Origin of the sequence: Bradyrhizobium sp. TM102 (assembly GCF_009176685.1) — a bacterium.
Classification (GTDB): domain Bacteria; phylum Pseudomonadota; class Alphaproteobacteria; order Rhizobiales; family Xanthobacteraceae; genus Bradyrhizobium; species Bradyrhizobium ottawaense.
The window spans coordinates 5,136,430-5,155,538 of the sequence record NZ_AP021855.1 but is presented as its reverse complement, the minus strand read 5'-3'; the positions used below and the strand labels follow the sequence as shown (position 1 = coordinate 5,155,538).

Sequence of the window (19,109 nt, the reverse complement as noted above, 5' to 3'; positions counted from 1 at the left end):
GCCAGAGCGTTTGCGTTTACTCGTGAGCGCATTTGAGCCGCTCGAGCGTAGCGAGCCTGTCTTCAAGCGCGACGATCCGGCGAAGAAGATCGAGGCGCGACAGCCCCAGGGTGGCGCGCGTCGATCCGATGGCAGAAGCGGCAGCACATGGTCGCTCGGAGTTGGGAGGAAGGACGCTGAACATGCGCAGGACGCCGTCGCCTGTCAGCACATCCACCCAGCCTTCGGAAGGTGACCGTCCCACGATCCGGCCTGGTACGCGGCCAATATAGCAGGGAGCATCAAGCCGCGGCGACGCGTTGGTGATGATGAGCCGCTGCCCGTCAAGGTGGCTGAAGGCACCTGGAAATGGCGGTGTCAGGCCGCGGATCAGCCGATCGATGGTGTCGGTAGGCTGGCACCAGTCGATCTCTCCATCTTCCGGAACACGGGCGCAGCCATAGGAGGCATTGTCGGTATCTTGAGAAGTGCCTTGGTAGCCGGTGATCGCTCGTACGACGACCCCGCCGAGCTCACGTTCCTGAATCGCGTTGAGGCGCTCGTAGAGCGAGGTGACCGTGTCGTTCGCGCCGATCGGAATGGCCTGCTGAAACAGCAGATTGCCGCCATCAAGTTCCGGGATGACGAGGTGAATGCTGATCCCGGCGGTCGTCTCGCCGTTGATGATTGCCCAATTGACGTTGGCGCGGCCGCGATAATGCGGCAGAAGCGAATAGTGCACGTTGACGAAGCGACACAATGCGAGAATCTGCGGCGGGATGATCCGATCGAACGAAGAGATCACAACGGCCGCCGGGCGCAGCTCTGCGATCATTTTCTGAAGCTGGTTCAGGTCCTGCATTGCCGCGACCGGGATGCCGCGGTTGTTGGCAAATGCCTTCAACGCGCTCGCGTCGGGCTGGTCCGGTCTCCGGAATATCTGGACCACGCGGCAGTGCGCAGCCAACGAGCGAAGCGCTGCGAAGCCCGTCGGTCCGTCCGCGAGGAGTACGACATCGGGCTGCGGCTGCTCCGTCATGTCACCTCCGGCCATGGTACAAGCTGGGCGAAACCGTCCTCTGTGACGGCACCGCCCCGGCGGACCCACTCGGCCGCGCGCAAGCCGCCGGTCTGCAATCGTATGATCGGCTCGGGGCCGATCTCCGACAGCAGAATGCCCATATGGCCCTGTCCGACCGATTGTGGGGGCCAGACCGCAAGACCATTGGCGGCTAGCACGGCTCGATCGACGTCGCCCCAGAACTGCACCACAACGGCGCCGTCGGGCGCGCATGCGGCCAGATGCGCAGCCTCCGCCCGGCCGATGCGCGGCGAGTCCGTTGGCTGCAACGCGACCACGAAGGCCTCCCATGCGCCAGGATGGACTGCCGCAACACTGTCGAACGTCTCGACGTTCGCCCCCAGGTTCGTCAGCCCGGTGTGCAGGGGGGCAAGGAAGTCGTTGTCGCAGAGCAGGGCGATTTTGTTACCGAGAACTGCCAGCCCGCAATCGTGCAACTGCTTCACGGCGAGCGGGCCAAGGAATGAGAAGACGTCGATGGCGGGGTGTCGCTCGTTGACGCCGACCACCCGGATTTTGCGTCGCGCGCACGCTTCGATATCCAAGTCCTCGCGACGAAACTCCCAGGCCTCGAACATCAAGGCAATCACGGCGTCGCCGCGCAGCTGGTCGATCAGCGCAGCTGTAAGCGGACGGAGGTGGCCACTGTTGGTCACGATGTCGACGCTGTGAAGCACCTCGGGGCTGATCTTTTCCAGAATCTCGATGCGGTCAGCGACGTCTAGGGTGGCTGCGATCTCGAACGTCTCTCGTTTGGCATCTGTCACAGTCCCATGGCGGCCAGGTTTCGTGAATGCGTAGACCTGCTTGGCTCCGGCCATTGCAGCCAAGACTGGGGTGACGGCATAAGCGCCAGTCGCGGCTTCGGTCAGCACAGTCATTCCCGACATGTCCAGTCCCGTTTCAGCGAGGGCGCGCTTCATCAGCATTCGCAGTCGAACAGGTGAAAAGCCTGGCCTGCGAAGCGCTCTCTTATCCGCATCAGATCGCAATTGCGCGACTGAGGTTCCGGTCGCGGTCATTGATGGGTCCCGCTGTTGCCGCTGGAAGACGCCGGCTTCATGGTGTTCTCGACCGGTGCGCTCTGGATATCCAATCGCGTGCCGCCCGGAGCACGTTGTGGAGCGGATCGGGTAGGAGCGCGCGCACGTGATCCTGCCAGCTCATTTGCTCGATCCCCGGATCTTCGCCGGGTCGCGCTGCCCAATACCGCACGCGGCGTTCGCCCGATGCGACGATACGGCGCGTCGTCGTGTAGTAATAGGATGCGACGGAAAGGCGCATTCGACCGGGGGGACAGGAGACCGGATCCGGAAGGCCGTGGAGAGTGGCACCGTGCGTCTCCCAGAGGATCACGGTGTTGAACCGGGGAAAGATGCGGCATCCGAGCGCCGACATGTCCGCAGGCCATAATTCGAGGCTGCCGCCGTAAGCTTCGGGCCAATCCCGATTGAGATAGATGAGCAGATTGACCCGGTGGAACAGCCCGGTCGTCGGGTGAACCTCGAAATCGCGGTGAATCTTCGTGAAGCCTCCTGGGGGCGTTCGATGAACTCCCGCAAATTTGTGCGTCGGATCGGAATGAAGATCTCGAACGCCGGTGACTGCCGAAATGAATGCTCGAAAGCCGGCACTGTCCACTAGGCTCAGCAGATGCTGAGTGGCCGGCCCCAGTCCGTCCGATACCTCCTGCTTGACCAGGCGATCGGTAGTCGTGGTAATCAGGCGGGCTTCCGGGAGGGCGGCGCATTCGGCCGCGACCATGTCCAACAGCTTCTCGGGAAAGGCATCGTTGAGGACAACGTGCGGCCAAGGTCTTGCAGCTGCGTATTCGGCGCGCAGGGAGCTGGCTCGCGCAAGGAGGCCGCTCAACGAGTGAAGCTGGAAATCAACATGCAATTCCGCAGACTCCGGCTGCAGCGCTTGGAGTCAGGGCCCCCAAGTCCGCCTGCAAATTAAATTTTATTATTAATTGGCCTTGGATTAAATGTCAAAATAAACCGTGAGCTGAATGTTGGGCTCTGTTGCACCGGAGAGTTCAATCTCCGGGCACCGCCGGCAACGCAATCGTGATCTCCAGTCGCGTAATTCAAATCAGCGATTAACTTATTTAATTTGAGGGTCGACGATTTTGGGTCTACCTTGAGGATTGGGCTGGAATACAGCAGGACGAGCCGATGACCCAATTCGACGCGGAAGGCGATGATCGTCGTGAGTTCTTGAAGACCTGCGGAAAATTCGCCGCGGTTACTCCTCCGACAGTGACGCTGTTGCTCTCCACTTCCCTGACCTCGGCCGCGATAGCCAGTTCAGGGGGGCGAATTGTGCGTGGCAACAATGGCTTCGGCAATGGCGGCGGTGACGGCACCCCCAACGGGAAACAGGACGACAATCGGTAAATTCTGCGGTCCAATGGGCCGTCGCGGTGCGGCTGGGGCTCAGCCGGTCCGGCGGCGTCTTTGTGCGGACGAGCGGTCGATCAGGAGATCGGTCAGCTTCTTGCCGGCGCGCAGCTGCGCTTTCAGCCAGCGGGGCTGTTTGCCGCGGCCAGACCAGGTTTCGGACGGGTCTTTCGGGTTCCGGTATTTCGGCAGCACCGGCGGGTAGGGGCGGCGCGGACGTTCCCCGTTCGGGGACGAAACGGCGGTCCCCTCAATCTTGCGCAGCCGCTCTTCGAGCTTGACCTTTTCCGCGGTCATCCTGCGACTGAGAACGGTCGTCACCTCATCGTAAAGCCCCCACAGCTCGGCTGTGGTCAAGTCGACCCAGTCACTTTTCCCCATGGAAGCCGTCCCCAGCTACTTCCGAACCGAAACAGGAGGGGGCATTATCAGGTCATGGCAGGGTTGGGCAAGCGCGATCCGGGCGCGCGGCGGCGCTTGTGTGCAGCGCAGTACTTGGTGCTAGCGGTTAAGACTGTATCTCCGACCGGGCGGTCGCCTCCTGAGCGCCCTCCGTCCGTGGGCCCGTCGCTTGGGCGCGAGCAATCGCTCCTCTGCTTTCAACACGCGATTACGTAAGTTCTGCAATTCTGTGAATTGAACGATGAGGGCTTTATGTGTTTGACGCAAAACTGCCGAAGAATACATGTGACCACCTACTCATTGCCGACGACGAATCCGTGCCAATAATTGAAAAATTGCTGAATTAACGAAATTCGGCCTCAAGCGCGGTACTGGGACTTCCGTCGGTGCTACACGGGCTACGATCAACCGCAGCCTTGTTCTGTCCTTGATTACCAGCCGTTGCTTTGATGAATAGTAATACTTTCCCTCCTCCCTTCCCGGAGCTAGGCTTCATGAACGGGCCTCGCTTCAGTGAAACTTCGTCGAATGTTAGATTTGAATCGTGAATGTCCCTATATATCGTTGGTAATATCCGGCTCGAACTAAGTTAATTGGATGTTGACCATCATGGCACACCCGCCCGATCAGTGCGCCGATGACATTCTTGGCGTGAATTTTCAGTCCGAAGCCATCAAAAATTGTAGATGGAATGTCATTATCCTCGCAAAAACCGCGGTTTCGAATTTTGCGTTGAGCACCGCATTCTTACGGTGCTGCACGCATTCTCTGGGCGAGTTACGATAGTGTAAGCCATCGAACGTTGCCGCAAGGTCCGTCTCAGACTAGGACCCTGCGACGTTATTGACGGAGCTGACTGGATATAACTCCCGCGTCTCAGAAGGAGGGTGGATTAAACGGCTGCAAGAGGGGTTGTTAGCAACAGGCAAGGGAAGCATGCGCCGCATCAGAATTGTCATCGCTGATCGACACCCGATCGTCTTGCAAGGGATTAGGAGCGTTCTTGCGACGCAGCGTGATTTTGTCGTCGTTGCTTCCTGCAGCGATGGCGCGAGCTGTATCGAGGCAATTCGATTTCTTGCGCCGGACGTAGCGCTTGTCGATGCTGCACTGCCCGACTTCAGTCGACAGCAGATGCTCGCTCGTGCGAACGCCGTCGGCCCACGTGCTCCGATTATCTTCTTCACCGGTATTACGGCCGACAGTGAGTTACAAAGGTCGGCCCTGAACGGCGCCTGCATCGTCCTCTCGAAGGATTCGGATGCGGAGATGCTGGTCGCAACCCTGCGGAAAGCTGCCCAGGGCCAAGCTGCGGCTTCGCCGAACAACGGGCACGTCAGCGAGGCCCCCCTGGCCAGTGTGAAGCCTTTGACACAGCTAACTGACCGGGAGCGGCAGATCATGCGGCTCGTATCGGAGGGGCTATCGAACAAGGAGATTGGGCGTCGGTTGAATCTCGCCGACGGTACGATCAAGGTCCACCTTCATCATATCTTCCAGAAGCTGGAAATCAGCAATCGTACGGTTCTCGCGGCATTGGCGATCTCGCGAAGCGAGCTGCATGCAGCGCCAGATGAGCCGGATTCCCTTGGTCTGTTGCGTCAGGATCCAGCCAGCGCGAACTGAGGGGTACGTCTGGCGCGTCTTCGGCAGTATGCGCGAGGGGCGGCCTATCGCGGTGCCAGATGCTCAATCATGTTGAGGCAGGCCCCCTCGGCCTCGGCCAACGTTCGAAAGGGCGAGCCGCCAATCTTGATTGCGGCTTGGTTATTGTGGAGCGGACGCCAACTCGCCAGGTAGCCGGAGCGGCCGTGAAAGCCTGGACCTCCCGGGCTTCCGAAACTGATCACGAACGAGAAGCCGTGGCTGCTCGCACTCCAGATCTCCATGTCCCGGACGGACCGATAGAATTGCAGTGGCATCGCAATGATCCATTGTAGCCGAGCCCGCGCCCGTTAGTTAAATTCAAGTTAACTAAATTAAATGCTCGGGCGCAACTCAAATTGATGCCCCGAGACAGTGCGCCGCAAAAAACCGGGAGAAGCACGGGAAATCGCCGGCTTTCTGTCCGGGTCGCGCACGTTCAGTAACCTCTCACCGGACAAAGAAAATTCTTGGTTGAAAATCTATATTTAATATATAATAATGCAAACGTCGTTTTAAATCGAGGAGGACGCATCGTGACCCGGGACGGCAACGAAGATGACGACCGGCGGGCGTTTTTGAAGACCTGCGGAAGATTTGCAGCCGTGACGCCCCCCGTCATGACGCTGCTTCTGTCCACCTCCCTGACCTCAAAAGCCATTGCACGTTCGGGCGGCCTGCACGGGGCGAAGCAAAGCGACAGCGGCCAGTCGTTCTTTGACAATGATCGCTCGTCCGCGGCAGGGCCGGGGAGTTCCAGCGGCGGATCATCAGGGGGTGGGGGAACACCTGGTGGTCGCTCTGCCGGATCTTCTCATGCCGGAGGGGCATCCGGCGGGGCTGGCGGTAGCGGCGGGGCCGGTGCTGGCGGAGGCAACGCAAAAGGGCCCTTCGCAACCGGCGGCGGCTCTGGAATTCCAAGTGCAAATGGTGGGGTCGATTGCGCAGACGAAGAGAACGAGGAAAAGCGCAAGGCCGATTGCCCTGGAGCTAGTACTCGGATTTCCAGCGCAACCCAATCCAGCCCGTAAGATCTTCTCAGCCCATGAAGGAGACCTATGGGCTGCCGTGCGGCCAAGCCAGGCTGGGCCTTGTGCTCCGACAGGCCAAACGCGAGGCCGAAGGCATATCTGGCCAGCCGAGCGGCCTCCCCGGAGGCTCGATCAGGAGGCGTGTCATGAATACCCGCATTCGAGCGGAGAGTCCTGCGGCCCTTCTTCGAGAGCGTCTCGAAGCGCTTGTCGCCCGGCTCGCAGAACTCGAGAAGCTCAGAGACCGGGTAGGTCGAGAAGAGAATCGTCAGCGCAAGCTGCGCAAGGCGGACAGTCCCCCATGCCCGAGCTCAGACCGCGGGAGGTCGTTCCAGCTTCGCACAGGCGAAGCTCATGCCCGTGCTGGTCGGTTGCAATAAATCGCGGTGTAACGAGCGTCTCAAAGCGAATGGACGACCGGAAGGGTGCGTGCGGATGGTTCGCGAAAGCGAACCGGCCTACGAGCCTGTCTTGGCTATTCGGCTACCGGGCGAGCGGGAGGGGGGGGCGCGCTGGAGCCCCAGGGATGAGCCCGACCGCGCCGTGCGAGACTATCCGATCGATTCTGCGGCTCATGACCTTGTAGCACTCGCATGCCACGGCTTCGAGCCGCGGCCGATCAATCTCGAGCTGGCCGCGCCGACTGGATTTCAGCGCTCTTGACGCGCGCATTGTGCACACGACATGCGTGACCGTGGTGCGGCGAACGCCGAGCAACTCCGACAATGTTTCTTGCGTCAGCGGGAGCAGGTCACCTGCATTCGCACGATCATGGATGTGAAGGAGCCAGCGCGCTAAGCGCGCTTCGACGGAATGTAGTGCATTGCAGGCCGCCACGTGCTGGAGTTGCGTCAACAACGACATCGTGAAGACCTGCACCATGGATGCGATTGCGGGGCTGCGATGTTGGGCTGCCAGGAATTGCGCAGGTGAGATCTGCAGCGCGGCCCCGGATAGACGGGCGACCGCGGTCGCAGGCGCGGCGGATGCGCCAAACGCTGACGTCAAACCCACGGCGCCCTCGCGCCCGATGATCGCCGTGGCAACTGTTTGCCCGTTCGGCAGCTCCGTGATCGCGGCGATGGCGCCGCTGAGGGGGAAGAGAAGATGTTCGATCCGATCGCCCGATCGGATGAGCACGGAATTGCGTTCGATCGCGACTTTCCGGAGATGAGGCGCGAGCAAAGCAAAATCCGCTGGCGGCAACGCTGCTAACAAACGATTTTCAATTCTAGTCGCATGGTCCATCATGGGATTGGCTCCCGACGGATACTCGGCACTAGAACTCATGCCGATGTGTCGAGCTGCTCTGCGGCGTTCCAGCTCAACAGCAAGCCAACCGACCACCACAGACATGGTTCCCATGATCAATGGCGAGTACGGGGTGGCCCGACAATCGCATGCCGCGTCGTAGGTATATGGCCCGCTAGTATCCGTGTTGAAGACGAGTTGGGGCGGCATCGCTTCAAGCTGAAGCCGAGTCTCCAGCGCCTTCACGCGCTCGCGCCGCATTGGCGGTGCAGTAAGCTGGGAAGCCTCCTTAACATCGACGAGTTGGCAGTCTCACTCTGCTGGAGGCGTATCGTCCTTCGACATGCTTTCGCTAACGAGTGGCACGCAACGACGCGTCCGCGGGAACGCCGGCCTTGCCCCGCAAGGCCAACACGTGACCCAACGCGGGCTTGGATCGCGCCAGGGTCGTACGAGATAATGACCCCCTCGTGCCAGGGATTGAGATCGTCCAACGTGCCCGCCGGATATTCTCGGAGGCGATCAATCCGATAGGCACGAAGTGCCTCGTTGCCGGTAATGGTCTTGACGCCCCCGCAGCCGCAGCGAACCACGGCACCTTCGGCATACATTTCCACGATCGCCTCGATGTCGCCCGCGCGGTAAATCGCACTGGCCATCGGGTCAAATGATATATTTATCACCTAAATGCCTTAAAAGCTTGCGATTTTAAGTCATTTTTAGCCAGCTAAGCCTCTTTCCCTATTCTATTAATTGTATTTTAATAATCCCGCTTGGCCTCGGCCATATGCCGAAGTACATAGATGGCCGGGCCGAGGCACAGTCCATGTTAGACGTATCTGTGAAGCAGAGACGGATCCGGCTTCTGATCGTAGATCGACAACCGATCGTTCTACAGGGGCTGAAGTCGGTACTCGGGGCACAGCAGGACTTCGACGTTGTCGCATCGTGCAGCGATGGGACAAGGTGTCTCGAAGCAATTCGGAATCTGACACCCGACGTCACGCTTGTTGCTGACAACCTGCCAGATCTGACGGTCCCCGAGATCCTCGCGATTGCGAAAGCTGAGAATCTCTCCACGCGCTTGGTGTTGTTTACCGAATCCGAAGCAGATCACGATCTAGCCGCCGCTATTGCTGCTGGCGCCTCCAGCGTAATCTCGAAGCATGCTTCCTCGGACACTATGCTGCGATTACTGCGCCTGATGACGGAGCGCAGCGTGTCGCGCGAGCAATCCGATCTCTTGCCAGCCGGCCAGGCAGCTGACGGCGGCGGCAAAGTGGAAACGATGCTGGAGCTATTGACGCACCGGGAACTTCAAATTGTACGACTAGTCTCAGAAGGAATGTCAAACAAGGAGATTGCGCGCCAGCTAAACGTTTCCCCAGGGACAGTCAAAGTACACCTATACAACATATTTCAGAAGCTTGAAATTACCAACAGAACTGTGCTCGCTACCCTCGCGTTGTTGCAGCGACCGTCCGGCTTCGGCCTGCTTGCGCTGGCGTTTCTGGCGTTCGCAATTGCGGACGAACTCAAGGCGTCGGAAGCGAACGACGTGGATCCGGACGACGACAGCGTCGGTCGCGCGGGAGAGCATGCCGAATATGAGCCCTGGAAGAGAGCTATTCTCCGACACCTCGTGGCCTGGGAATCCGGCGAGACGTCAACCCAGAGGGACTTCTTTGCCAAGGCGAGCCTGGTCACGAACCCGGCGGAGGCACTAGGAGCGCTGAGCCCGGCAGAGCAATCCGCAGGCTCGAAAACGTGGAAGGACCACGGCCCGGTTGGATCGAGCACGCCCAATCTTCCTACGCCATTACTGCGGGGCACCAGCGACACACAGATCGTTGGAGACCCGACCTCTGAACATCAATTCCCGCGGCTTGCTTCCACTCCGACGTCGATTCACGGAGGGTATGGCACCTTCGCCACTCTAACCGGTGCGTTGATCTACGCACTGAACGACCCCCATCTTGCCGTGCAATCGCATGACCCGGGCAAAGCGCCGATCGACAGCTTCGTGGTGGTCACCGGCGAGAATGCGACTACAAAACTGGCCTCGATAACCGATGCCGATACCAATGATGTAGACGGCTTTCCCCCGGCTTTCCCTTTGCACGATTTGCGCCTGCCTGCCGCGCTTGTGACCACCGGCAACGAACGCGTCGCGGGCGAAGGCGCTTCGAACCAAATGAGTCATGGTGCTGCGGACCACAACCTGCAAGAACCCCATGGCTCACCGGGCTCGGGTCGCGATGCCGGTATTGGCGGAGATGGCCGCGATCAACGGATGGGCGGCGACGTTGGCGAAAACGTTGTTTATCGCTCCCCGATCGATTCCAATTCGACCTCTTCCCACTCTGGCTTCGATTTCGCATCTGGATCGAGCCGGATCAATCTTGCGGCTTTCGGAGCGCTTGCCTGGCTCCATATGACAGCAGCAAGCAAGTCCATACCGCCGCATACCCTCGCCTGGATCTACAATCCCGCAACCAACGAAACGATCGTGTACGTGAATCCGACTGATCGGAGTCTCGATGTCGGAGACCGGGGCCTGCTGGAAATCCATCTGCAGGGGATTGTCTCCATTGCGGAGTCGGATTTCGTCGGCCAGCCGGAAGGCGCGGCTGTCGCGATCACCCTGGATCAGCTCGAAGCGCTGACATCGGCGACCGCAACCGAAGCTGTTCTGAGTGCGGATAGTGCCCATACAGTTATCGGGACGAGCGAGAGCGCGCTCGGGAGCGCGGCAGTTTGGAGCACTCTGACCGACAACGGCTTGACGTTCGGATTCGGGCAGGCTCGGACCGGCTCGGGGGGAGCGACAAGGTCCAGAACCTTCACTAGCGATTCGGTGGCTACAACGGATGAGAGCGATGGTGGGTCCGGCGGGTCGGCTCATGTATCACCGATCGCGCTTGCTCATAGCGCGACGGTCACGGCAGTTGAAAATCTCACATCGAAGAATGAGCCGATCAATGGGGGGGCTGGCTCTAGCAGCGCAGCGGGCGATAACTCACAGCACGCTTCGGAGCCAGGGTCTGCAAAGGCGGCAGCGGAATCGACTGAAGCCGGCTTCATGCAGGGGAATGGCGTCGGCAATGACAACGAGAATCATCCCGCCGCTTCGGGGGCTTCGCGAGGGGCAGCGAAGTCAGCAGAAGCCGATGGTGTGGAACACGGCAATTCGGGGCACTCAACCTCTGGAAAGCCACCGGAAGCAGCCGACCCCGGTGAGCCAGGCGTCGCAAAGGCCGGTAGCGCGGGCGGTAACTCCCAGCACGCTTCGAAGCCACCGGAATTGACTGAAGCTGGCTTCATACGGGGAAATGGCGTCGGCAATGACAACGAGCATCATCCGCCCGCTTCGGAGGCTTCGCGAGAGGCAGCGAAGACGGCAGAAGCCGATGGTGTGGAACACGGCAATTCGGGGCACTCAACCTCTGCAAAGCCAACGGAAGCAGCCGCCCCCGGTGAGCCAGGCGTCGCAAAGGCCGGTAGCGCGGGCGGTAACTCCCAGCACGCTTCGAAGCCCCCGGAGCCGACTGAAGCTGGCTTCATACGGGGAAATGGCGTCGGCAATGACAACGAGCATCATCCCCCCGCTTCGGAGGTTTCGCGAGGGGCTGCGAAGACGGCAGAAGCCGATGGCGTGGAACACGGTAATTCGGGGCACTCAACCTCTGCAAAGCCACCGGAAGCAGCCGACCCCGGCGAGCCAGGCGTCGCAAAGGCCGGTAGCGCGGGCGGTAACTCCCAGCACGCTTCGAAGCCACCGGAATTGACTGAAGCTGGCTTCATACGGGGAAATGGCGCCGGCAATGACAACGAGCATCATTCCCCCGCTTCGGAGGCTTCGCGAGGGGCAGCGAAGACGGCAGAAGCCGATGGCGTGGAACACGGTAATTCGGGGCACTCAACCTCTGCAAAGCCACCGGAAGCAGCCGACCCCGGTGAGCCAGGCGTCGCAAAGGCCGGTAGCGCGGGCGGTAACTCCCAGCACGCTTCGAAGCCACCGGAATTGACTGAAGCTGGCTTCATACGGGGAAATGGCGCCGGCAGTGACAACGAGCATCATTCCCCCGCTTCGGATGCTTCGCCAGGTTCGGCGAAGACGGCAGACGCAGATGGCTTGGAACGCGGCAATTCGGGGCACTCAACCTCTGCAAAACCACCGGAAGCAGCCGACCCTGAGCCTGGCCTCGGTAGCGCGGGCCGCGATAATTCACAGCACAATTCAGAGCCAGGGTCTGCAAAGGCGGCAGTCACAGAGTTGACTGAAGCTGGTTCTACGCAAGGGCACAGTCTCGGTAACGACAACGAGCATCATTTTCCGCCTTCGGATGCTTCGCCGGGTTCGGCGAAGACGGCAGACGCCGATGGTGTGGAACGCGGCCATTCGGGGCACTCAACTCTTGCAGACGCACCTGAAGCAGCTGAGCTCGATGAGCCAAGCGTCGCAACGGCCGGTAGCGAGGGCCGCGGTGACTCACAGCACGGGCCTGCAAAGGCGGCAGCCACAGAGCTGACTGAATCTGGTTCTGTGCAAGGACACAGCTTCGGTAACGACAACGAGCATCATTTCCCGGCTTCGGATGCTTCGCCGGGTTCGGCGAAGACGGCAGACGCAGATGGCGTGGAACGCGGCAATTCGGGGCACTCAACTCTTGCAGACGCACCTGAAGCAGCTGAGCTCGATGAGCCAAGCGTCGCAACGGCCGGTAGCGAGGGCCGCGGTGACTCACAGCACGTTTCAAAACCAGGCCCTGCAAAGGCGGCAGCCACAGAGTTGACTGAGGCTGGCTTCGCGCCGGGAAATGGCGCCGAGCATCAAGCTCCGGTCTTGGATGTTGCGGCAGCGTCAGCCGGGGAAGAACCGACCGTCGTGGAGCATGGCAACTCCGAGCACGATTTACATGGCTCTAAAGACGCACCCGAAGCAGCTGAGATGGTCAAACCGAGCGTCGCAAATGGCGGTGACTCCGGAAACTGGCCGCAGGCTGCGCAACCTGCTGCAACCGCGTTGGACCCCGTACAGCCGGCTAAAGTTGCCTTCGAGATTGGGGGTGCGGAATTGGCGTTTCGCTTCGATAGCTATGCGACTCCTCCCACATTCGGCGCGGTAGTTGAGCTTGATGGCCCGCCAGGTCGGCACGTTCCGCCTGGTCAGGAAGTGGACCTCCACACCATCGGCAAATCGATCCCTGATGCACTGGACGAACACGCGGTCGCCCCCGTTCATAACGTTCCGCATCACGCCGTTGTACCCGCGCCTCATGACTTGCTGATTTGAAGCGTCCCATCGTTACAGATGTGGGAGCCCTCCGCATCCACCGTCCTTGCGGCTCCGCGAATTTCGAGTAACGGCCCGGGAATCGATAGGTATCACATCAGCGGCTTCTTCGAGCCGTTCTTTACGACCAAGCAGATCGGCGAGGGCAGCACGGGGCTTGGCCTGGATCGGCTATCGCATCGTCCGCGAAGATGGCGGTGAGCTCCCTTGCAACGCACGAGCCGGAAGGCGGCGCGACCTTCTGACGTCAATTCTTACGCGCCGTTACCCCCTATGGAGCGACTCAGACAGATCTATTGATCGATGTAGCGTGTCCAAATTTGAGCCCGTCGGTTCACAGTCATTGAGTTCTCGGATCAATGGTTGAACGGACCGTTCTGCTTGGGCGATGGATGTTTATCTTTAGCCGGATAGCTGAGAGAGGCCGCTTTTTATGCTCACTCCATCGGATACTTGGGGCGAAGCCGTTGAATCTTAGGGGTCTTTGTTTTCCGTGGCCCCCATGATGGATCGGACCGAGAATTCAAGTTTTTCAATTGGTTAGACGGCTGCGTGTGCGCGGCGTGTGCACCGAGAGGATCCATAAAAATCCACTCATGATCATTTGTGTGAGCGTACGTTTTGAAGAGCACGGCCGCGGTTGTCGCAGCTCATTCCGTGGGGTGAATGCGAGTGGCAACAGTTAGCTCAATCACCGTAAGCCTTCCGCGCAATCGTGACCTGCTGTGCGCAACCGTCGCGCATGTGCGAGACCGCACTTTCGGTCGAGCCGGTGTTGTGAGGCGCCGGACCCGGTTACGGGGCCGCTGTGTGCTGCACATCAAAAAAGTATCAGTTGCACATTGAAATCGTGGTGGCGGGCCCGGATACCGGTCGCTACGATCCCTAACGAAGCGCTGAGCAAATTCAGCCGACAAGGGAACAGGGGCGGATCATCAAAAACCGCACCGGCCCGAAGGGAGCGGATATGGAACCGGACCTGGAAGTTGTCCAGATACGGCGCGGCGAGTCGTTCAAGGCGTGGTCGCACGGCTACCCATTCCACACGGTCCGCTGGCATTTCCATCCAGAATACGAGCTGCACCAGGTCGTGGCGACCAGCGGTCGGTATTTCGTCGGCGACTTCATCGGCGAATTCGAACCGGGCAATCTCGTTCTTACCGGCCCCAATCTGCCGCACAATTGGGTGAGCGATCTGCCGGCGGAGACCACCATTCCGCTGCGGGGACGCGTCCTCCAGTTCAGCGAAGAATTCATCGGCGACCTGATAAAGGTCATGCCTGAGCTTTCGGGCCTTGCCTCGCTGCTGGAATTCTCCCGCCGCGGCGCGCTTTTCACCCGCAGCACAAGCGAAGCGGTCGCGCCACTCATGGAGGAGATCGCGACGGCGAACGGTGTGCGCCGGATCGAGCTGTTCCTGATGATCCTGGGAACGCTCTCGCGCGCCCGAAGCGCGCGGCCGCTCTCGAGCCCGAACTATTTGCCTGACCCCTCGGGATACATGTCCGCGGGGATGAACAAGGCGCTCGCCTTCATCCGGCAGAACCTGACGCAGCCTTTCGGTGAAGCCGAGCTTGCGGCCATCGCCGGCCAATCGCAGAGCGCGTTTTCGCGCTCCTTCCGCCGGCACACGGGCATGTCGCTGGTGCAATACGTCAAGCGGCTGCGCATCAATCTCGCCTGCCAGATCTTGATGAGCGACGAGCAGGCGTCGATCACCGACATCTGCTTCGAGGTCGGCTTCAACAATCTCTCCAATTTCAACCGGCAGTTTTTGGCCGAGAAAGGCATGCCGCCTTCGCGCTTCAGGCGATTGCTCGCGCAGAACATCAATACGGCACGCGCGGCCTAGCCGGCGAAAAAGCAAAGGAGGAGACCACCACGGGAAGAATGACGCGGGCATGCCGATGGCAGCCCGCGACAGGAATCGCTTGTCCAGGAATTCCGCGCGGCTTCGGAGCACCGGCACTCATCGCCGCCGGCGACGGGAGCCGCGAAGGCCCGTCTTCAAGGATCAACCACAGCACTCTAGTTCTGGAAAGGAAAGTCCGAATGAAAAGGTTCTCCCCGAAACATACGGGCACACTGGCCCTGGCCCTGTCGCTGCTTGGCACAACGGCCATGTTCTCGCAGGCCGCAGAGGTGAAGGACGCGACCGTTGCCTTCCTGATGCCGGATCAGGCGTCCACCCGCTACGAACAACATGACTATCCGGGCTTCGCTGCGGAGATGAAGAAGCTCTGCGCAAGTTGCAAGGTGATCTATCAGAACGCCAGTGCTGATGCCACACGGCAGCAACAGCAGTTCAACTCGGTCATCTCGCAGGGCGCCAAGGTGATTGTGCTCGACCCCGTCGACTCGACCGCCGCCGCCTCCCTGGTCAAGATGGCACAGTCGCAGGGCATCAAGGTCATTGCCTATGACCGGCCGGTCCCGGACGCCAAGGTCGATTTCTACGTCTCCTTCGATAACGAAGCCATCGGCAAGGCCATCTCCGAATCGCTCATCAAGCATCTGAAGGCCGCCAACGTCACGGCGAAGGAAGGTGAGGGCGTGCTTGAGATCAATGGATCGCCGACCGATGCCGCCGCGGGGCTCATCAAGAAGGGCATTCACGCCGGTCTCGACAAGAGCGGCTATCCAATTCTCGCCGAATACGACACGCCGGACTGGGCGCCGCCGAAGGCGCAGCAATGGGCGAGCGGCCAGGTCACTCGCTTTGGCAAGAAGATTCTCGGCGTCGTGGCGGCCAATGACGGCACCGGCGGCGGCGCAATTGCCGCCTTCAAGGCCGCTGGCGTCGATCCAGTGCCGCCGGTGACGGGCAACGATGCGACGATCGCCGCGCTTCAGCTCGTCATCGCCGGCGATCAGTACAACACGATCTCCAAGCCCAGTGAGATCGTGGCCGCCGCGGCGGCTCAGGCCGCGGTGAAGTTCCTCTCCGGCGAGACACCCAAGGCGGAAACCACGCTCTTCAATGCGCCGTCGAATCTGTTCGTGCCGGCGGTCGTCACTCAGGAGAACCTGAAGGCGGAGATCATCGACAAGAAGATCCAGACGGCCGATCAACTTTGCACGGGCCGCTATGCCGCCGGCTGCAAGAAGCTCGGCATCACGCAGTAACTGCGTCCGTCCCGGCCGCTCGCGGCGGCCGGGACGAACGACGAGAGGACGGACTGGCACATGACCACGATCTCGGATGTCGATCACGCGCAGGGTGGACCGCGCAAGCCGGTCTTGAGTCTTCGCGGAATTTCCAAGCATTTCGGCGCCGTGTCCGCCCTGACCAACGTCGATCTCGACGTGCATGCCGGCGAGGTCGTGGCGCTCGTGGGCGACAACGGTGCTGGAAAATCCACGCTGGTGAAGATCCTTGCCGGCGTGCACCAGCCCAGCTCTGGATCGATCGCCTTCGGCGGCGAGCCTGTCACCCTATCCGATCCCGCCGCGGCGCTCGGTCTTGGTATCGCCACCGTGTTCCAGGACCTTGCGCTCTGCGAGAATCTTGATGTGGTCGCAAATATCTTCCTCGGCCGCGAGCTCAATCCGATGCGGCTCGACGAGGTCTCCATGGAGCTCCGCGCCTGGACGCTGCTCAACGAATTGTCGGCGCGGATCCCGAGCGTGCGTGAGCCGGTTGCTTCGCTCTCCGGCGGACAGCGCCAGACCGTGGCGATCGCGCGTTCACTGCTGACCGAGCCGAAGCTCATCCTGCTCGACGAGCCCACCGCCGCGCTCGGCGTCGCCCAAACCGCCGAGGTGCTCGACCTCGTCGAGCGCGTCCGCGCCCGCGGCCTCGGCGTCATCATGATCAGCCACAACATGGAGGACGTCCGCGCGGTCGCGGACCGGATCGTGGTGCTGCGCCTCGGCCGCAACAACGGCGAGTTCGAGCCCGACGCTTCCAACCAGGATCTCGTCACCGCGATCACCGGTGCGGACGAAAACTCGGTCTCGCGCCGCGCCAGCCGGCGCCGGGCCCATCAGTCGCCGGAGCTTGGGCGATGACCGACGACACGCAACAGATTTCGACCGCGCGCCTGCTCGACCGCAGCGACGAGCGGGTCAGGCACGCGGACACGCTCGGCAATACGATCAGCGCCTTTGTGGACCGCGTGCGGTCGGGCGACCTCGGTTCGCTGCCGGTGGTCGTCGGGCTCATTGTCATCTGCACGGCGTTCGAGAGTCTCAATCCTGTTTTTCTGGCGCCTAACAATCTGGTCAATTTGCTGTTCGATTGTTCGACGGTGGGGGTGATCTCGCTGGGCATCGTCTGTATCCTGATGGTCGGCGAGATCGACCTCTCGGTCGGTTCGGTGAGCGGGTTCGCTTCAGCGCTCGTCGGCGTGCTTTGGGTCGGTCAGGATTGGCCCGTCGCTGTGGCGATCGTCACGGCGTTGGTGCTGGGCGCTGCCATCGGCGCGCTCTACGCATTTCTGTTCAATCGCCTGGGGATGCCGAGCTTCGTCTCGACCCTGGCCGGCCTGCTGGGTTGGCTCGGCCTGCAGCTGTATCTGCTCGGCTCCTCGGGCTCGATCAACCTTCCGTACGGATCTCCACTGGTCAATTTCGGGCAGATGCTCGTCATGCCGCCAATCGTGTCCTACGTGCTGGCGGCGGTTGCGAGCCTTGTGATGTTCGTGACCAGCTATCGCACAGCGATGCGCCGGCGGCAGGCGGGGCTATCGGCCAGTTCGCTCGGCCGCATGGTGCTGAAGGCGCTGCTGGTCACCGTCATGCTCGAATTCGTCGTCTATTATCTCAATCTCGGCCGCGGCATTCCGTGGATGTTCGGTCTGTTTGTCGGCCTGTGCGTGGTCATGAACTACGCGTTGACGCGGACCAAATGGGGCCGCTCGATGTCTGCCGTCGGCGGCAATCGCGAGGCGGCCCGCCGGGCCGGCATCAACGTTCGCCGGGTCTATCTGACCGCGTTCGTGCTTTGCTCCACGCTGGCGGCGGCCGGCGGCATTCTTGCCGCGGCGCGGCTGGCATCTTCCAGCCAGCAGGCCGGGACCGGGGATGTGAACCTCAACGCGATCGCCGCCGCGGTCATCGGTGGCACGAGCCTGTTCGGCGGTCGCGGGACCGCCTATTCCGCTCTGCTCGGCGTGATCGTCATCCAATCCATCGCGAGCGGCCTGACGCTGCTCGATCTCTCCTCGTCGCTACGGTACATGATTACGGGTGCGGTCCTTGCCATTGCGGTCATTGTCGATTCGCTGGCACGGCGCTCGCGTCTCTCCCATGGCCGAGCTTGAATAACTCGAACAAGAAAAGGACAAGCCTTGGCCCAGGAACTTGCAGGAAAAGTTGCCGCGATCACCGGAGCCGCATCGGGCATCGGTCTCGAATGCGCCAGAGCTTTGATCGGCGCGGGCGCGCGGGTGGTGCTGATCGATCGGGCGGAGGAGGCGCTGAGCAAAGCCTGCGTGGAGCTGGGCGATCAGGCGATTCCGTTACGCATCGACCTCACCGATCCCGAGAGCATGCGAGCCGTGATGCCGCAGGTGCTGGAGAAGGCGGGCCAGCTGGACATCTTCCATGCGAATGCAGGTGCCTATGTCGGCGGTGAGGTGCTTGGCGGCGATCCCGACGCCTGGGACCGCATGCTCAATTTGAACATCAATGCGCTGTTCCGGTCGATCCATGCGGTGCTGCCGCATATGGTCGAACGCAAAAGCGGCGACATCATCGTCACCAGTTCGATCGCAGGTCTCGTCCCCGTGGTCTGGGAGCCGATCTATACCGCCTCCAAGCACGCAGTGCAGGCTTTCGTGCATACGCTGCGCCGCCAGGTCGCCAAACACGGTTTGCGCGTCGGCGCCGTTGCACCCGGTCCGGTCGTGACCTCGCTCATCAAAGACTGGCCCAAAGAGAAGATCGAGGAAGAAATGGCGGCAGGTGGCTTGATGCAGCCGGTGGAGGTCGCAGAGGCGGTGCTTTTCATGTTGACGCGTCCGAGGAACGTCACCATCCGCGACCTCGTCATTCTGCCGCAGAGCAACGATCTGTAGCGT

At 60.9% G+C, this 19,109-nt stretch carries 13 protein-coding genes and 1 pseudogene; 9 read left to right on the top strand and 5 right to left on the bottom strand.

Annotation, left to right across the window (positions count from 1 at the left end; all coding sequences use genetic code 11):
• Window positions 1-16: 16 nt before the first annotated feature.
• The 3 genes from GDN70_RS24770 to GDN70_RS24760 form a co-directional block, all read right to left on the bottom strand.
• Window positions 17-1,018: a methionyl-tRNA formyltransferase gene (locus GDN70_RS24770; protein ID WP_095425753.1), complete on the bottom strand. Its 1,002-nt coding sequence runs from the start codon at window positions 1,016-1,018 to the stop codon at window positions 17-19.
• Window positions 1,015-1,983 carry a hypothetical protein gene (locus GDN70_RS24765; RefSeq protein WP_152103149.1) on the bottom strand — a complete coding sequence of 323 codons (969 nt, stop codon included), beginning with the start codon at window positions 1,981-1,983 and terminating at the stop codon, window positions 1,015-1,017. The genes GDN70_RS24770 and GDN70_RS24765 overlap by 4 nt, the downstream gene beginning before the upstream one ends.
• 136 nt (window positions 1,984-2,119) lie before the next feature.
• The gene (locus tag GDN70_RS24760; protein WP_244625819.1) at window positions 2,120-2,959 is read right to left on the bottom strand and encodes a 2OG-Fe(II) oxygenase; all 840 of its coding nucleotides are present in this window, start codon (window positions 2,957-2,959) and stop codon (window positions 2,120-2,122) included.
• Between the two features lie 278 nt (window positions 2,960-3,237).
• Here GDN70_RS24760 and GDN70_RS24755 point away from each other — a divergent pair, with 278 nt between their 5' ends.
• Entirely contained in the window at window positions 3,238-3,459 is a 222-nt protein-coding gene (locus GDN70_RS24755; protein ID WP_028145369.1) for a hypothetical protein, read from the top strand.
• A 39-nt stretch (window positions 3,460-3,498) separates the two neighbouring features.
• On the opposite strand, the gene GDN70_RS24750 is transcribed toward GDN70_RS24755, so the two are convergent.
• Window positions 3,499-3,843: an H-NS family nucleoid-associated regulatory protein gene (locus GDN70_RS24750; protein ID WP_152103148.1), complete on the bottom strand. Its 345-nt coding sequence runs from the start codon at window positions 3,841-3,843 to the stop codon at window positions 3,499-3,501.
• Between the two features lie 957 nt (window positions 3,844-4,800).
• Here GDN70_RS24750 and GDN70_RS24745 point away from each other — a divergent pair.
• Together GDN70_RS24745 and GDN70_RS35575 are read left to right on the top strand one after the other, a co-directional pair.
• Window positions 4,801-5,490: a response regulator transcription factor gene (locus GDN70_RS24745; protein ID WP_049801681.1), complete on the top strand. Its 690-nt coding sequence runs from the start codon at window positions 4,801-4,803 to the stop codon at window positions 5,488-5,490.
• A gap of 638 nt (window positions 5,491-6,128) precedes the next feature.
• Window positions 6,129-6,413: pseudogene (locus GDN70_RS35575) on the top strand (hypothetical protein); the annotation flags it as partial.
• 609 nt (window positions 6,414-7,022) lie between these two features.
• Here GDN70_RS35575 and GDN70_RS24730 read toward each other — a convergent pair.
• Window positions 7,023-8,036 carry a Crp/Fnr family transcriptional regulator gene (locus GDN70_RS24730; protein WP_244625818.1) on the bottom strand — a complete coding sequence of 338 codons (1,014 nt, stop codon included), beginning with the start codon at window positions 8,034-8,036 and terminating at the stop codon, window positions 7,023-7,025.
• 580 nt (window positions 8,037-8,616) lie between these two features.
• Here GDN70_RS24730 and GDN70_RS24720 point away from each other — a divergent pair.
• The 6 genes from GDN70_RS24720 to GDN70_RS24690 all read left to right on the top strand — a co-directional run bounded on the left by GDN70_RS24720 (window position 8,617) and on the right by GDN70_RS24690 (window position 19,106).
• On the top strand, window positions 8,617-13,086 hold the full coding sequence (locus tag GDN70_RS24720; RefSeq protein WP_152103147.1) for a LuxR C-terminal-related transcriptional regulator: 4,470 nt from the start codon (window positions 8,617-8,619) through the stop codon (window positions 13,084-13,086).
• Between the two features lie 967 nt (window positions 13,087-14,053).
• A complete protein-coding gene (locus tag GDN70_RS24710) occupies window positions 14,054-14,938 on the top strand; it encodes an AraC family transcriptional regulator (RefSeq protein WP_152103146.1) in 885 nt (294 codons plus the stop codon).
• A 200-nt stretch (window positions 14,939-15,138) separates the two neighbouring features.
• Complete coding sequence (locus GDN70_RS24705; RefSeq protein ID WP_038971029.1) at window positions 15,139-16,212, top strand: sugar ABC transporter substrate-binding protein; 1,074 nt, start codon at window positions 15,139-15,141, stop codon at window positions 16,210-16,212.
• A 60-nt stretch (window positions 16,213-16,272) separates the two neighbouring features.
• A complete protein-coding gene (locus GDN70_RS24700) occupies window positions 16,273-17,097 on the top strand; it encodes an ATP-binding cassette domain-containing protein (protein ID WP_038946225.1) in 825 nt (274 codons plus the stop codon).
• Complete coding sequence (locus GDN70_RS24695; protein ID WP_028145359.1) at window positions 17,094-18,350, top strand: sugar ABC transporter permease; 1,257 nt, start codon at window positions 17,094-17,096, stop codon at window positions 18,348-18,350. Before GDN70_RS24700 ends, GDN70_RS24695 begins: the two co-directional genes overlap by 4 nt.
• A 27-nt stretch (window positions 18,351-18,377) precedes the next feature.
• Window positions 18,378-19,106, top strand: coding sequence for an SDR family oxidoreductase (locus tag GDN70_RS24690; RefSeq protein WP_152103145.1), 729 nt, complete (start codon window positions 18,378-18,380; stop codon window positions 19,104-19,106).
• The last annotated feature ends 3 nt before the right edge of the window (window positions 19,107-19,109 follow it).

Coding starts and splice junctions, on each gene's coding strand:
- GDN70_RS24695 (WP_028145359.1), top strand. CDS start 17,094: ATGACCGACGACACGCAACAGATTTCGACCGCGCGCCTGCTCGACCGC.
- GDN70_RS24765 (WP_152103149.1), bottom strand. CDS start 1,983: ATGAAGCGCGCCCTCGCTGAAACGGGACTGGACATGTCGGGAATGACT.
- GDN70_RS24770 (WP_095425753.1), bottom strand. CDS start 1,018: ATGACGGAGCAGCCGCAGCCCGATGTCGTACTCCTCGCGGACGGACCG.
- GDN70_RS24700 (WP_038946225.1), top strand. CDS start 16,273: ATGACCACGATCTCGGATGTCGATCACGCGCAGGGTGGACCGCGCAAG.
- GDN70_RS24755 (WP_028145369.1), top strand. CDS start 3,238: ATGACCCAATTCGACGCGGAAGGCGATGATCGTCGTGAGTTCTTGAAG.
- GDN70_RS24705 (WP_038971029.1), top strand. CDS start 15,139: ATGAAAAGGTTCTCCCCGAAACATACGGGCACACTGGCCCTGGCCCTG.
- GDN70_RS24710 (WP_152103146.1), top strand. CDS start 14,054: ATGGAACCGGACCTGGAAGTTGTCCAGATACGGCGCGGCGAGTCGTTC.
- GDN70_RS24750 (WP_152103148.1), bottom strand. CDS start 3,843: ATGGGGAAAAGTGACTGGGTCGACTTGACCACAGCCGAGCTGTGGGGG.
- GDN70_RS24745 (WP_049801681.1), top strand. CDS start 4,801: ATGCGCCGCATCAGAATTGTCATCGCTGATCGACACCCGATCGTCTTG.
- GDN70_RS24720 (WP_152103147.1), top strand. CDS start 8,617: ATGTTAGACGTATCTGTGAAGCAGAGACGGATCCGGCTTCTGATCGTA.